General features: G+C 66.0%; 9 protein-coding genes. 5 read left to right on the top strand and 4 right to left on the bottom strand.

What is annotated here, in order from left to right; translation table 11 throughout:
• Positions 1-18: 18 nt before the first annotated feature.
• Positions 19-414: a phage holin family protein gene (locus AOP77_RS01545; RefSeq protein ID WP_062208448.1), complete on the top strand. Its 396-nt coding sequence runs from the start codon at positions 19-21 to the stop codon at positions 412-414.
• A 31-nt stretch (positions 415-445) separates the two neighbouring features.
• Here AOP77_RS01545 and AOP77_RS01540 read toward each other — a convergent pair whose 3' ends face one another.
• Together AOP77_RS01540 and AOP77_RS01535 are read right to left on the bottom strand one after the other, a co-directional pair.
• The gene (locus AOP77_RS01540; protein ID WP_062208445.1) at positions 446-1,780 is read right to left on the bottom strand and encodes a hypothetical protein; all 1,335 of its coding nucleotides are present in this window, start codon (positions 1,778-1,780) and stop codon (positions 446-448) included.
• Between the two features lie 142 nt (positions 1,781-1,922).
• Positions 1,923-3,548 (bottom strand): cation:proton antiporter domain-containing protein, encoded by a 1,626-nt coding sequence (locus AOP77_RS01535; RefSeq protein WP_062208442.1) that lies wholly within the window; start codon positions 3,546-3,548, stop codon positions 1,923-1,925.
• A 134-nt stretch (positions 3,549-3,682) separates the two neighbouring features.
• Here AOP77_RS01535 and AOP77_RS01530 point away from each other — a divergent pair, with 134 nt between their 5' ends.
• From AOP77_RS01530 to AOP77_RS01515, 4 genes are read left to right on the top strand one after another with little or no spacing between them, the layout of a single operon-like run.
• A complete protein-coding gene (locus AOP77_RS01530; RefSeq protein ID WP_062208439.1) occupies positions 3,683-4,336 on the top strand; it encodes a biliverdin-producing heme oxygenase in 654 nt (217 codons plus the stop codon).
• A 15-nt stretch (positions 4,337-4,351) separates the two neighbouring features.
• Positions 4,352-5,479, top strand: a complete 1,128-nt coding sequence (locus AOP77_RS01525) for a heme/hemin ABC transporter substrate-binding protein (RefSeq protein WP_062208436.1) — start codon at positions 4,352-4,354, stop codon at positions 5,477-5,479.
• Positions 5,476-6,519, top strand: coding sequence for a FecCD family ABC transporter permease (locus tag AOP77_RS01520; RefSeq protein ID WP_061964198.1), 1,044 nt, complete (start codon positions 5,476-5,478; stop codon positions 6,517-6,519). Before AOP77_RS01525 ends, AOP77_RS01520 begins: the two co-directional genes overlap by 4 nt.
• Positions 6,516-7,316 carry a heme ABC transporter ATP-binding protein gene (locus AOP77_RS01515; protein WP_084622400.1) on the top strand — a complete coding sequence of 267 codons (801 nt, stop codon included), beginning with the start codon at positions 6,516-6,518 and terminating at the stop codon, positions 7,314-7,316. Before AOP77_RS01520 ends, AOP77_RS01515 begins: the two co-directional genes overlap by 4 nt.
• A gap of 181 nt (positions 7,317-7,497) precedes the next feature.
• Here AOP77_RS01515 and AOP77_RS01510 read toward each other — a convergent pair whose 3' ends face one another.
• Complete coding sequence (locus AOP77_RS01510; protein WP_062208429.1) at positions 7,498-11,814, bottom strand: HtaA domain-containing protein; 4,317 nt, start codon at positions 11,812-11,814, stop codon at positions 7,498-7,500.
• A 175-nt stretch (positions 11,815-11,989) separates the two neighbouring features.
• Positions 11,990-13,306, bottom strand: a complete 1,317-nt coding sequence (locus AOP77_RS01505; RefSeq protein WP_062208426.1) for an arginine deiminase — start codon at positions 13,304-13,306, stop codon at positions 11,990-11,992.
• Positions 13,307-13,311 lie beyond the last annotated feature (5 nt).

Here is a 13,311-nt window from a genome sequence, read left to right as displayed (position 1 = left end):
AGGAGTAGTGTCCGAGTCGTGATCCGACTACTGATTCGCGCACTCATATTCCTCGCTTCGGCCGCCCTAGCGATCTGGGTGACGTCGTTATTACTCGACGGCTTCCACATGAGCTTCCAGGGCCTCATCGTCGCCTCGGTGATCTTCGCCGTGGTGCAGGCCATTTTGTCGCCCTTCATCTTCAAGATGGCGCGCCAGTATGCCAACGCCTTCATCGGAGGAGTGGGCCTAGTTTCTACCTTTGTGTCGCTTCTCATCACCGCGCTGATCGTCAGCGGATTTAACATCGACGGAGTCGGCACCTGGATCGCTGCGACAGTACTGGTCTGGCTGATCACGGCGCTCGCCTCCTGGTTGCTGCCTATGTGGCTGCTGAAGGAAGGCGTCCAGAGGAAGCGCGAGAACAACGCTTGACGCTCGCCATGGGGCTGTTCATGGTTGCCGTCTAGGACTTTGCGCGGGCCCGGAAGGCGTGCACAAAGCCCAGCGTGACGCCGATGAACCAGAATAGAGCCATAGCGATTGCGGCCCAATCCTCCATTTGGGCGGGCGGCAAGTTGTCGCTCGGCCAGCCCACCTGGTCAAAGAATGCGTCGTTGAGCAGTGAGTGGTCCATCAGCATCCAGGCCAGTAGGCCGTAGATGCCGGTCAGCAGCGCGAGGTTGCCGAAGGCCGCGCGCATGGCCCAGTAGCCACGCACGTGACGTCCAATGGCGACCAGCGCGTTGACGCCCAGCAGCACCACGAGGGCGCCCCATACGAGCGGCCAGTGGTCGGGGTTGAGGAACGTCACCGGCTCGCCCTGATCCGTGAAAAGTGAGGGGTCGAGCTGCTGCAAGACGATGGCGGTCGCGACCACCAGCGACAGCACCACGGCGAAGGCCGTCTGCGAGGTGGAGATCACGGTGCGTGCGGGCGTGGGCAACCGGTCAATGGTCCAGTCCGCGCTGGAGACCTCCGAACGATGGCGGGCCACCCGTTCCGCGATCGCGAAGCCCAGGGTGACCCACGTTGCGGCATAGACCGCGGCGGTAAGTGCGACGCTTAGGCCGTGCTCGATCATCGGCCGTAGTTCGCCGTTCTCGTGCGCAATGGAGACCATCGCTAACGCTGCGGCGACCGGAATGACCATCGCGAGTGCCCACAGCAGAATGCGCTTGTAGTCGACGTAAAAACGGGCGCCCACTAGCACCTTGGGGCGGTGGGTCATGGCTGCAGCGACCTGCTCGGGGTCGCCCATCTCTTCAAGGACGTCGACCTCGATATCCGCCTTGCTGACGATCTCGTCGCCCAGGAGGCGATCGTGACGATGGTCGATCTCGTCTTCAATGGCCGCGCGAAGGGCGGGCTCGGCGATCTCCCGCTGAGCCACAGGCACCAGGCCGAGTGTGACCGCGACATACCGCTCCGTCAGGGGGGTCGAGGCGGGGACGGGTTTGACTTCCGGTTCCGGTGCGGGGTCGCTCGCCACTTCCGGGGTAGCGACGGTCGCGGCAGAAGCGGCGCCACGAGCCGGCATGGGCGTGGGCGCGGCGGCCACGGCAGGCGCGGGGGCGTGCGCGGTGGATGGCTCCTCGACGGTGGGGACCGCCTGCGTGGTGGGCCGGTACTCGAAGTCGTTCTCGGGAACGTTGAACTGAGGCGCTACGGGCGCGCTGGGCTCGCGTGGCGTCCCCGGAGTGCTGACCTGGTCGGAGGTGCTGGGTTCCCGGGTGATGCCACTGTCCTTGAGGAAACTGTTGTCCTCGGGAGGTCCTGCGGGCGACGACGGGTCAGTCATGTGTGATGCCTTTCACTACGTGCACCCCGCGGGTGGGGCGCCGGATCTGCTCAAATGCGGCCAGGGTTCGACGTCGAATCTACGCCTCTTTTGTGGCCACTCCTGCTCCTACTTTGACTGATTCGGAGGGTGTGCGCGAACGCTACTGGGCTGGATCCATCGGCTCGCCCGCCTGCTGGACAATCAAGTCGGCGACCTCGTGAACGCCTACAAGCACCTGCGAGGCGCCCAGTTCGGTGAGGTAGGCGATGTCGACGTCGCGGTGGCCGCGGGCCAGGATGACGGCCTCGGGTCGCAGCGCTCGCGCCTTGGACACGACGGCGCCGGCGTTGAGGGGATCGGGAATGGCCACGACCACCATCCGTGCCTCGTCGATGCCGGCCGCGTGCAACACCTTGGAGCGCACGCCGTTGCCGAGGATTGCCTCGCGCCCCTCGTCGCGCATGACCTTGACGCGGTTCTCGTTGTCATCGACCACGACGACGGGGATGTCGCGCTCCCACAGCCCGGCGGCCACCCGAGATCCCACGCGCCCAAACCCGACCACGATGACGTGCCCGCGTCCCTCGTACTCTCTGGGGGCAGCATCGTCCGCCTCGGAGGCTCGATAGGCACGCGACGCCCACGCGAACAGGAAGGGGTTGATGACGATCGAGACGATGGCGCCCGCGAGCACCAGGTCGCCGGCGTCGCCCGGCAGGATCTCGTACTCGGTGCCGAGGGTGACCAGGATGAAGGAGAACTCGCCGATTTGGGCCAGGGATGCGGCGACCACGAGTGACATTCGCCGCGAGTACTTGAGGACGCGCACCACGAGGTACGCGATGGCGAACTTTCCTCCCACGATGACCAGCACCGTGGCGAGTAGCGCGAGCGGCTGCTCGACAAAGACGGCGGGGTCCACCAGCATGCCGACGGAGACAAAGAACAGCACGGCGAACGCGTCGCGTAAGGGCAGCGAGTCCTCGGCGGCACGCTGGGAGAGTTCGGACTCCCGCAGGATCATTCCGGCGAAGAACGCGCCCAGCGCGAAGGAGACATCGAACATCCAGGCCGCGCCCACCGCGACGCCGATGCCCAGAGCCAGCACGGCGAGCGTAAATAGTTCGCGCGAGCCGGTGTCTGCAACCTTGGCCAGCAGCCAGGGGATAACGCGGCGCCCCACCACGACCATCAGGGCGACGAAGGCGCCCACCTTCAGGCCAGTGATGGCCAGCTCCTTGGTGAGTTCGAGCGGGCCCACGGCGTCCGCGGCGACCACGGGAATGATGACGAGCGCGATGACCATGGCGAGGTCCTCGACGATTAGCCATCCGATCGCGATGTGGCCCGCGCGGGTGTCGAGGAGTTGGCGGTCCTCGAGCGCGCGCAGCATGACGACGGTCGATGCGACGGACAGGGCGAGGCCGAACAGCAGGGCGGCGCCGAGGCTCCAGCCTAGGAACAGACCCAGACCGGTTCCGGCGGCGGACGCGACGAGCATCTGGATGAGAGCGCCGGGGAGGGCGACCTTGCGCACTGCGAGGAGTTCCTTGAAGGAGAAGTGCAGGCCCACGCCGAACATCAGCAGGATGACGCCAATTTCGGACAGTTGCATCGCGATCTCGGGGTCACCCACGAAGCCGGGAGTGAAGGGGCCGATGGCCATTCCTGCGGCGAGGTATCCGACGATGGGGGACAGGCGCAGTTTCTGCGCGATCAGGCCAAGAATGAAAGCGGCGCCAAGTCCCGCCGCGATGGTGGTCAGCAGGGGCGCATGGTGCAACATTTGCTGATTCTAGCGGACGCAGATTTCCTGGGCGTTGCCGATCTCGACACGGTGATACCAAGGGATTTGGCCAGGATTTCGGCTCATGAATTTAGGGAACTGTTGTCTTACGTAATTAAGGTAAGGTAACCCTTATGACGACCACTGAAGCCGCCGTGCAAGCCTCCGCTCCCGGCATTGCCGAGCGTGTCCGCAACGCCACTGCGATGGAGCACAAGGACACCGAGTCGCGCTCGTTCATCACGCAGTTGATGAGTGGTGAACTGTCGCTTGACCACTATGTGACCTATCTCGCTCAGTACGCCTATGTGTACCGAGCCCTCGAGTCACGGGCGGCCCAGCCCGGCGACCCCGACTTCGTGAACGACCCCGCGCTCAACCGTGCGGCGAGCATCGAGTCCGACCTCGTCGCGTTGGGTGCCCCAGACTGGGAGAGCGCGCACCCAGCACTTCCGGCCACGGCCGCTTACGTTGCGCGCTTGCATCAGATTGGCGCCGACGACCTGCCGTGCTACGTCGCGCACCACTACACCCGGTACCTGGGCGACATGTCCGGCGGCCAGGCAATCTCCAAGCTCGTGGCACGTCACTACGGCGCCACGGCGGATCAGCTCGCGTTCTACGACTTTGCCGACGTCCCCAGCACCGTTCAGTACAAGCGGGACTACCGCGACCAGCTTGATGCGCTGCCCTTCAATGAGGATCAGATCGATGCGATGATCGCCGAGGCGAAGAGTGCGTTCGTCTACAACGGCGACATCTTTAACGCCCTGGGCGCCTCCGCGTAGTCCTGTAGCCGCTTCGTGTCTCCGAACGTTTCTCGACTCTCGCGCCACACGGCGGGGATCGTTGCTGCGGCTGTCGCGCTGGCCCTCGCCGGCTGCGCTCAGGCCGCGCCGGACGTGACCGTCGACCGAGCATCGGGCGCCGTCACACAGGCGTTACAGCGCCTCGACCAGGTCCAGGCGCTCGCGGACCCAGCCGCATACGAGGGTCCGACCACGGCATCGATACCCGACGCGGACATCGATCCCATCGACCTGACCTCAACTCAGGTCCTGCCCGCGACGGTCACATCGCGAGAACGCAACGGGGATATTGAGGTCACAGTCGAGGACACGTCCCGGGTCATCGCGATGGACATCTCCGGGTCGATCGCGGGCACCGTGTATGGCCTTGGCTTTGGCGACACTCTCGTGGCGCGAGACGTGTCGACCGAGTTCCCCAGTGCCGTGAATCTGCCCATCGCGACGGCGGCCAGCCACACCATCAACCCCGAGGCAGTGCTCGAGTTCAACCCTACGGTTGTGATTACCGACGGCAGCATCGGCCCGTCCGACTCCTTCCAGCAGCTGCGCGACGCGGGCATCACTGTCGTGTACGTCGACAACGATCCGTCATTTGCAGGTGCGCAGGAGATGGCGCGTCAGGTGGGCGCCGTCTTTGGGGCGGACGATGCGGGGGAGGCGTTGGCCCAGCGCATCGGTGCCGAAGTGGCGGAGGTTCAGGCGCAGATTGATGAGATCGCGCCAGCCGACGCGGACAGGCTCAGGATTGCGTTCCTCTACCTCCGCGGTGGCTCGGGGGTGTACTACCTCTTTGGCGACGAGTCCGGTGCCGACCAGCTCATCGACGCTCTTGGCGGTGTCGACGCGGGTGGGGACGCGGGAATCGAGGGCATGATGCCACTCACCGATGAAGCCATGTTGGCGGCGGATCCCGACGTGATCATGGTGATGTCGCACGGTCTCGAATCCGTGGGCGGCGTGGATGGTCTCTTGGCCGCCAAGCCCGCGATCGCGCTCACGAGCGCCGGCCAGCATCGCCGCTTCGTCGAGATGGCAGACGGCGACATTCTGTCCTTTGGGCCGCGATCGGCTCAGATCGTTGGCGCGCTGGCGCGTGCGATCTACGCGCCGGATAGCGAGTGAGCCGGTTGCATAGGCGGCACGTCGCCGTCGTCGTCATTCTTGTCGCCGTGCTGATCGGCGGTGTCCTGTTGAGTGCGGTCGTGGGTCAGCTCACGATGTCGCCGACCGACGTGGTGGGGACTGTCCTGCAGAGCATGGGCATCCATACGTCGTGGGCACCCGCCGACGATGTGACCGTGCAAGCGCTCTGGCAGATTCGCTTCCCTCGGATTGCGATGTCGCTGCTGGTGGGGGCAGCGCTCGCGGTCGCCGGAGCCGTCATGCAGGCCATCTTTGGCAATCCCCTTGCCGAGCCAGGTGTGGTGGGAGTGTCCTCGGGTGCAGCCCTGGGCGCGGCGGTCGCCATCGTCACCGGCTTTACCCTGGGTGGTGCCACCGGGATCGCGCTGCTCGCCTTTGTGGGGGGCCTGGGCGCCACGCTGCTCGTGTACTTCATGGCGCGGTCCAATGGGCGTACTGAGGTGGTGACCCTCCTGCTCACAGGCATCGCTATCAACGCCTTCGCGGGTGCCGGGCTGGCAATGCTGCTGTTTGTGGGCGACACCGCCTCGCGCGAGCAGATTGTGTTTTGGCAACTGGGCACCATGAATGGGTCGCGCTGGAACGAAGTTGCTGTGGTGGCTGTCGTCACGGTGCTGGGCACGGCGGCGGCGTTGTACCTCGCTAAGCAATACGACCTGCTGTCGCTGGGCGAGCGCACCGCGGGACACCTGGGAGTGCGCGTCGAGCGTCTGCGCATCGTGTCGATCGTGGTGGTCGCGGTGCTCACCGCCGGCGCCGTCGCGTTCGTTGGAATCATCGCGTTCGTGGGTCTAGTGATTCCGCACCTGATGCGCATGCTGCTGGGGCCCGCCCACCGCGGGCTGATTCTGACATCGTGTCTGGGCGGTGCCGCCCTGCTGGTCTACTCGGACGTGCTGGCACGCACACTTGTAACGGGAGCCGACCTGCCCATCGGCTTGCTTACCTCTCTCATCGGTGGGCCGTTCTTCTTCTATCTCCTGCGCTCCGCGCGGACCAAGGCCGGGGGGTGGGCATGAGTTCTGCCCGTCGCATGGACACTTCGGTGCCTGCGCTTCGCGCCGCAGACGTCAGCGTCGAACTGGGCCACAAGGCCATTCTGAGCGGCGTCACGGTTGAGGTGCAGCACGGTGAAGTTCTCGCGCTCGTGGGCCCCAACGGCGCGGGCAAGTCCACGCTGCTTAGCGTGCTCACCGGCGACCGGGCCGCGGGGCAGGGGCGCGTCCAGGTCGACGGCGAGGATCTTGCGCACTGGCACCACGGTGATCTAGCGCGCCGCCGCGCGGTGCTGACGCAGGAGAATCAAGTGTCGTTCCCGTTCACGGTGCGCGACGTCGTCGCGATGGGCCGCGCGCCCTGGCAAGGCAGGCCTGAGGCCGATGGCGACGACGTGGCGGTGGAAGCCGCATTGGCGGCGACGGATGTCGCCCACCTGTCCGAGAGGTCCTTCCCCTCGCTGTCTGGGGGCGAGAAGGCGCGCGTCTCGCTCGCTCGAGTCCTCGCGCAGCAGACGGACATCGTGTTGCTCGACGAACCCACCGCTGCGCTTGACCTGCGTCACCAAGAGGACGTCATGGGTATTGCGCGCGAACGGGCGTCGGCCGGGTGCGCCGTCGTGGTGGTGCTGCACGACCTGAGCATCGCCGCAGCGTACGCGGACAGCATCGCGATCCTCGACCGGGGAGTGCTGGCGGCGTTCGGTGATCCCTCCGACGTCATGACCGCGGAGCTGCTCGAGCGCGTCTATGGCATCGCGGTTCGGGTTCTCGACGACCCCGATGGCGGCTCGCCCGTCATCGTGCCCGTGCGGCGCTGAACGACTTCTCCGACGGGTCCGCGCGTCGGCCTCCACCCCGTCCTGCGCACAAGCGCGCAGATGCGGACTCGATCAGAGGTTGCGCCCCGCAGACAAAGAAACGGGGCCGCCTATCGGCGACCCCGTTCCTCTGATGCGTCCCTTGTGGAGCGTGTGTCCCAAGCCCGCGAGGACGCAGGTCCTACTCCCTGCCGCGGCGGACGAGGAAGATCCCGCCAGCGGCAATGATCAGCGCCAGCGCGCCAGCCCCAATCCATAGCCAGGTGCTGCTGCCGCCCTCCTCGTCAGCAACCTCGACACTCGTCACCTCGGCCGCTGCGGGCTCCTCGGTGGGCGAAGCCTCGACTGCGGGCTCCTCGACCACGACGCCGGCCAGGGTGGCGAGGCAGCCGTCGGCGCCGGTAGCGACCAGGGTGAGCGCGTCGAGCGCTTCACCCTCAGGGTAGGTGCCGAAGGCGCTGGCGCCGTCTGCGGTGAGGGTGACCGGGGCATCGGCGATGGTGACGGTGTCCCCGTCAGCGCTGATGGTGGCGGAGTCCAGGTCGATGGTGCCGAAGCGCACCGTCTGGAGGTTGATCGGCTCGCCCTGTTGGGTTTCGCCGTTGACGTCGAGTAACAGGTAAGCGCCGTCGGAGGAGAATTCGATCACGGGGTTCGAGACCGTGGTGTCGAGAGCGCCCTCGTGGCCGGTGAACTCAATGCCGGCCTCGAAGCCAATGGTGCCGGTAGCCGCTTCGGTGAGCGAACCCGAGCCGTCGGTGAACTGGTAGCCGCCGGTGACCTCGGCGACGTTGCCCGACAATGTCCATTCGCCATGGGCGATTCCCTCGACGTAGGCACGGAAGCCTTCCTTGAAGCCCCAATCGAGCGTGGCATCGGTCGCAAGGCACATGCCCACGGTGGAGGTGGGGATGTCGAGCACAATGCCCTTGTCCACGGACCCCTGGAACGTCAACGTGTGCTCACCGGTCAGTGAGGCAGGGAGCGAACCCGTCCAGGTGACGACTCCGCTCGCGTCCGCGTTGAGATCCGCCGCTAGGATGGTGGGGGTGGAGTAGATGACGACCATGATGCCCTGTTCGTTGGGCTCGAAGCCGGGCACCGAGATGGTGACCTGTTCGCCGGCGATCAGCGCCGCGAGGGTCGCGTCGTCGAGCTCGATTCCGGTGGACGACGGAGGTGTGTCGGGGATTGCCTGCGCGGCGGGCGCGCGGGTGATGGCTGCGGCGACGACTCGTGCTCCGCTGCTCGAGGTTGCCACTGTGGCGGCACCGAAGGTGACGGATATCGAGTCCAGGCGAGTTCCGGCGCTGTAGTAACCCTGGAAGGCCGTCGCTCCGGCAGCGGTCAGTGTCACGGGAGCCCCGGTGAATCGGGTCGCACCGCTCTTGGTGGTCTGCGATGCCGCACCCAGATCGATGGTGGCGAAGTCGACGCGAGAGCCATCCACTGCGAGGGAGAGCATTGCGCTGTCTGGACCAGTGAGTCGGATGTGCGGGTCAGAGAACCTCAGATTGAGGTCACCATGGTGACCCGAGAATGTCACCGCGCCGCCGTACGAAGCGGTGCCCGTTCCCTTGGCGGGGTCGGCCTCGCCGCCGTTTTGGATGAACGTGAAGGTCAGGCCGTTGAAGCTGGCGCCGGAGACGGAGATGGCGCCGCTTGCGATGGGGCCCGTGACATAGTTGCGGAACGCGCTCGAGATTCCCCAGGTGAGGGAGCCGACCGCGGTAGTGGAGGGCGTGCTCGTGCTGGTCGAGGTGCCTCCGCCGATAGTGGTTGATCCGCCGGTGGAACCGCCACTACCCGTGTTTCCGTTATCAGGGGTGGTGGGCGTAGTCGGCTTTTCGGGAGTGGTCGGCACCGTGGTGTCCGATGCGCCGATGGTGAACGTGAGGTCATCCAGCCGGGTGCCGGCTGGATAGAAGTTCTGGAACGCCGATGCTCCGGCGGACGTGAGCGTTGCCTTCGCGCCTGAGTAGGTGGTCGCGCCGTCCCTAACTTTCTTGGTGGCAGCGGCCAGGTTGATCGTCGCGAAGGTTGCCCGGGTGCCATCGACCAGCAGCGAGACCGTTGCCGTCGTCGTGCTGGTGAGTACCACGTGGGGATCGGCAAGGGCGAGGTTCAGGGCGCCGTGGTGACCGGTGAAGGTCACCGTGCCAGCGTAGGTGGCGGTGCCCGTTCCAGCGGGCGCGTTGGCGTTGCCGCCCGACTGGGTGAAGCCGAACACGTCACCCGTGCGGGTGGCACCCACAGTGGTGACGGTGCCGGCTGCGCCGGGGCCCTCGACGTAGTCGGTGAACGGCCCGTAGATGCCCCAGGTCAGGTCGCCCACAGGGGTCTCCGGCTCGGGATCTGGCCCTGGAGTCACGGGTGTCGAGGCGAACGAGACCGGTGTGTACGTCTCGTATGGGGCGTAGACAGCCCCACCTCCGGGATAGGTGTATATGCCGTAGTTGCCATCGGCGTTTGGTGCGAGGTCGGAGACCTTGATGGTGGCTGTGAAGGCGCCGTCAGCGTCGATGGGTATCCCGCTTGCGGCGACTGTTGCCTGGAAGCGGGGGTCGACGGGGTTGGTGGGATCGCCGACGTTGAGGAAGCTGGGGTCGAGTGCCCATTGTTGCTGTCCGTCGAGGACGGTGCGGTCGGTGGCCGGGGCACCAGTCGAGGGCTGCCAAGCGTCTGCGAACTTGCCGAACACGACGTACGCGCCGCCAAACAGCCCTGACAGTGGCGGACGTGCCGATGAGTTGGTGGCGGGGGCCTGGGGGGAGAATCCGGTGCCTGTGACCGTCACGGTTTCACCGTCTCCATCAAGGCCGGTGGTCTTTGACACGGTCACGGTGGGGGTGGGCGCCGTGAAAGTGATGGGGGTGAAGGTCTCGAAAGGTGCGTAGGTCGAGCCCCCCGCGGCGTAGGTGTAAATGCCGTAGTTGCCGCTTCCGGTGTTGGCCGCGAAGTCGTCGGTGACGGACAGGGTGGCATCGAAGCTGCCGTCGGCATTGAGGGTAATCGCGCCCGCCGCCGCGCCGCCAACGGTGGCGACATCCTCTGCGAGGAGCGCCCACCTGTTGTCGCCGTTGCGACGCGAGTCTCGCGGCGCCGCCTCGCTGGGCTTCCAGACGTCGTCATAGCGTCCGAATGCGACGTAGGTACCGGTGAACTTGCCGAGCAGTGGGGGACGTGTACCCGACGTGGCGGGGTCGGACGGCAAGAAGTTCTCGCCATGGACCGTCACTGTCTCGCCGTCAGCGTCGAGCCCCTGAGTCTTCGAGACTGTGACCGTGGGGGTGGGTGCCGCGAATGTCACGGGCACCAACTGGTCGTGGATATAAGGGTTGGCGCTGTTGCTCGCGGTGAACGTGTGAGGCAGCCGGACGAAAACTCCGCACTCGTCCCCGTCCTGGGACGCGGTGGTGCAGACCTTGTCTCCAAAAGCGTCGGTGACATTGAGGGTGGTGCTGAACGTCCAGATGCCGTCGGCAACCGTGCCGGTAGTGGGCTGTCCGTAGACGGAGGTGTGCATGAGCCACTGCTGTGAACCGTCGCAGTCGGCGCCGCCGAGGCGTCCTGCGGCGGTGCCGATCTCGTCCTCGCCCTTGGCGCAGAACAAAACGTAGACCGAGGTGTTGAGGCCGTCGGTGAGGGCCGGCAGGGTGCCGTGGAGAGTGACGCTGTCGCCATCGGCGAGTCCCGTTGCCGGGGCAACGGTCGCCCCGAATTGCTTGTCCGTCACGGGCGCCTCGTCGTCGCCTTCGCCAGCACCGTCGCCGGTGTCCTGGCCATCGCCGGGAGCCGAGTCGTCGCCACCAGCGGGGTTGCCGTTCTCGCCATCGCCGGCGTCATCTCCGGTCTCATCGTCGGCGTCGGTCTCGTCGCCGTCACCGGTGGCGTCGTCGCCTGTGCCCACTTCGTCCTCGATAGGCGAGGCGAAGGAGAACGTCAGGTCGTCCATCGCCGTGCCTTCGCTGTACTGCTGGAAGATCGGTACACCAGCAGCCGTGATTGCGGTGGACGCGCCACTCACCCTGGTGATGCCGTCGACGTCGGCGATGGTGGCCGTGGTGAGATCGACCTCAACCAGCGCCACGGTGGCGTCGTCGTAGGTGACGTCGAGTACTGCCGTGTCAGAGCCGGTCATGCGCACGACCGGATATCCCAACGTGATGTCGACGCCGTGGCTCGCAACGGTGAAGTTGACGGTCCCGTAGTACGAGGCGGAGCCGGTTCCGGCGTCGAGGTCGATAGTGCTGTCCACGGCACCAAAGCTGGTGGCGGTGCCATTGTCCGTGGCTCCCTGGCCTGCGGTGACGCTCCCGCCCGAGCCCACGACGTAGCCACGGAAGGATGACTTGGTGCCCCACGTAAGCGAACCGGCGGCGGCATCGGCTGCCTGTGCGGGAAATCCGACGAACAGGGAAGATACCAGCGTAAATATGGTTGCTAGGGTTACCAAGACAGCGGCACGAGGGCGCGCTGAAGTAGAGACGTGAGGCACGGGAGGGCTCCAGGGAGTGGGTAGTGATAGGAACGGAAAGCGCGTTGCTTGACCCACTTAGGTGAGCCTTACCTGGAGACTAGCGGCAAGTCATTAATAAACGCAACTCCGTGGTTGCTTAAATAAGGAATTGCTGCGGAGAGCGCCAACGATGCGCCTCCAAACCTCGGCGATACTACGCCTCGCGTACCAGCGGTTGGGTCATGCAGTGCGCCCCGCCGCGACCACGCCCCAGCTCAGCCCCGGTGATCTCGAGGACCTCCACGCCCGCCGCGCGCAGACGGTCGTTGGTGGACGTGTTGCGGTCGTACGCCACCACCACGCCGGGCTCCAGCGCGAGCACGTTGTTGCCGCTGTCCCACTGCTGGCGCTCGGAGGCGTAGCGGTCGCCGCCCGTCTCGATCACGTTGAGCGAGCCCAGTCCCAACGCCTTCGCGACCACGTGAGTCAGGGACTCGGACTCGCGGCGCACGTCGAGGACGACCGGTGCACTCTCGGGCCGGATGGAGTAGGTCTCGATGCCGTCCACGATGCCGGGGAAAACAGTGGCCACGTCGCGGTCGGCGAGCGTGAATACGGTGTCCAAGTGCATGGCTGCCCGAAGGCGCGGCATCTTGGCGACGATGACCCGGTCCGCAGCATCGGCGATGAAGAGCTCGGCCGCGAGCTGTGTGATGGCCTGGCGCGAGCTGCGCTCGGACATACCGACCAAGACGGTGCGGTTGCCGATGGGCATCACGTCGCCGCCCTCCAGCGACGCCATGCCGGTGTCCACCTCCGGGTCTCCCCACCAGACCTTTACCCCGGCCGACTCTCGCGAATCCGGCTGGGCTACGGCATCGGCGCCGCCGGCACCTGCAAAGTCCGGGTGGAACGAGTAGATGGCCTTCATGATGAGCGTCTCGGCATGGCGGGCGGGCCAGAACAGCGGGTTGAGTGTGACGCCGCCGTAGACCCAGGAGGTGGTGTCGCGGGTGAACAGCGTGTTGGGTAGCGGCGGCAGCAGGTAGTCCCGCATCCCCGACTCCTCGCGCACCAACTGCACCGTGGGCGGCGCGAAGTCGCGGGGCAGGTCCTGGGTGGACAGGCCACCGACCAGGTACTTCGCGAGCTCCATCGAGTCCAGCTCGTTGAGGTACTGCCTCACGTCCGCGACCAGGCCGAGGCCCAGCTCGTTAGGCGTCACCTTGCGGTCGAGCAGCCACTCGCGGGCCGCGGGGAAGGCCATTGTCTCGGCGAGCAGTGTGTGCAGCTCCAGCACCTCGATGTTGCGCTCGCGCATCAGGTCCACGAACTGGGCGTGGTCGCGGCGAGCGTTCTCCACCCACATCACGTCGTCGAACAGCAGGTCGTGGCAGTTGGAGGGGGTCAGGCGATTGTGCGCGAGCCCGGGGGAGCAGACCAGCACCTTGTGCAGCTTGCCCACCTCGGAGTGGACACCAAAACGCTCCCGCAGACCCGGGTCGGCCGGAGCGTCAAATGAGTACGACATGGGGT

Source organism: Demequina oxidasica (assembly GCF_000975115.1).
Lineage (GTDB): Bacteria > Actinomycetota > Actinomycetes > Actinomycetales > Demequinaceae > Demequina > Demequina oxidasica.
The sequence above is the reverse complement of the archived record's forward strand: the minus strand, read 5'-3'. Positions and strand labels throughout refer to the sequence as shown.

What these genes read in the sequence shown, in the direction of transcription:
- AOP77_RS01540 (WP_062208445.1), bottom strand. Translation starts at nt 1,780, where the DNA reads ATGACTGACCCGTCGTCGCCCGCAGGACCTCCCGAGGACAACAGTTTC.
- AOP77_RS01515 (WP_084622400.1), top strand. Translation starts at nt 6,516, where the DNA reads ATGAGTTCTGCCCGTCGCATGGACACTTCGGTGCCTGCGCTTCGCGCC.
- AOP77_RS01505 (WP_062208426.1), bottom strand. Translation starts at nt 13,306, where the DNA reads ATGTCGTACTCATTTGACGCTCCGGCCGACCCGGGTCTGCGGGAGCGT.
- AOP77_RS01530 (WP_062208439.1), top strand. Translation starts at nt 3,683, where the DNA reads ATGACGACCACTGAAGCCGCCGTGCAAGCCTCCGCTCCCGGCATTGCC.
- AOP77_RS01535 (WP_062208442.1), bottom strand. Translation starts at nt 3,548, where the DNA reads ATGTTGCACCATGCGCCCCTGCTGACCACCATCGCGGCGGGACTTGGC.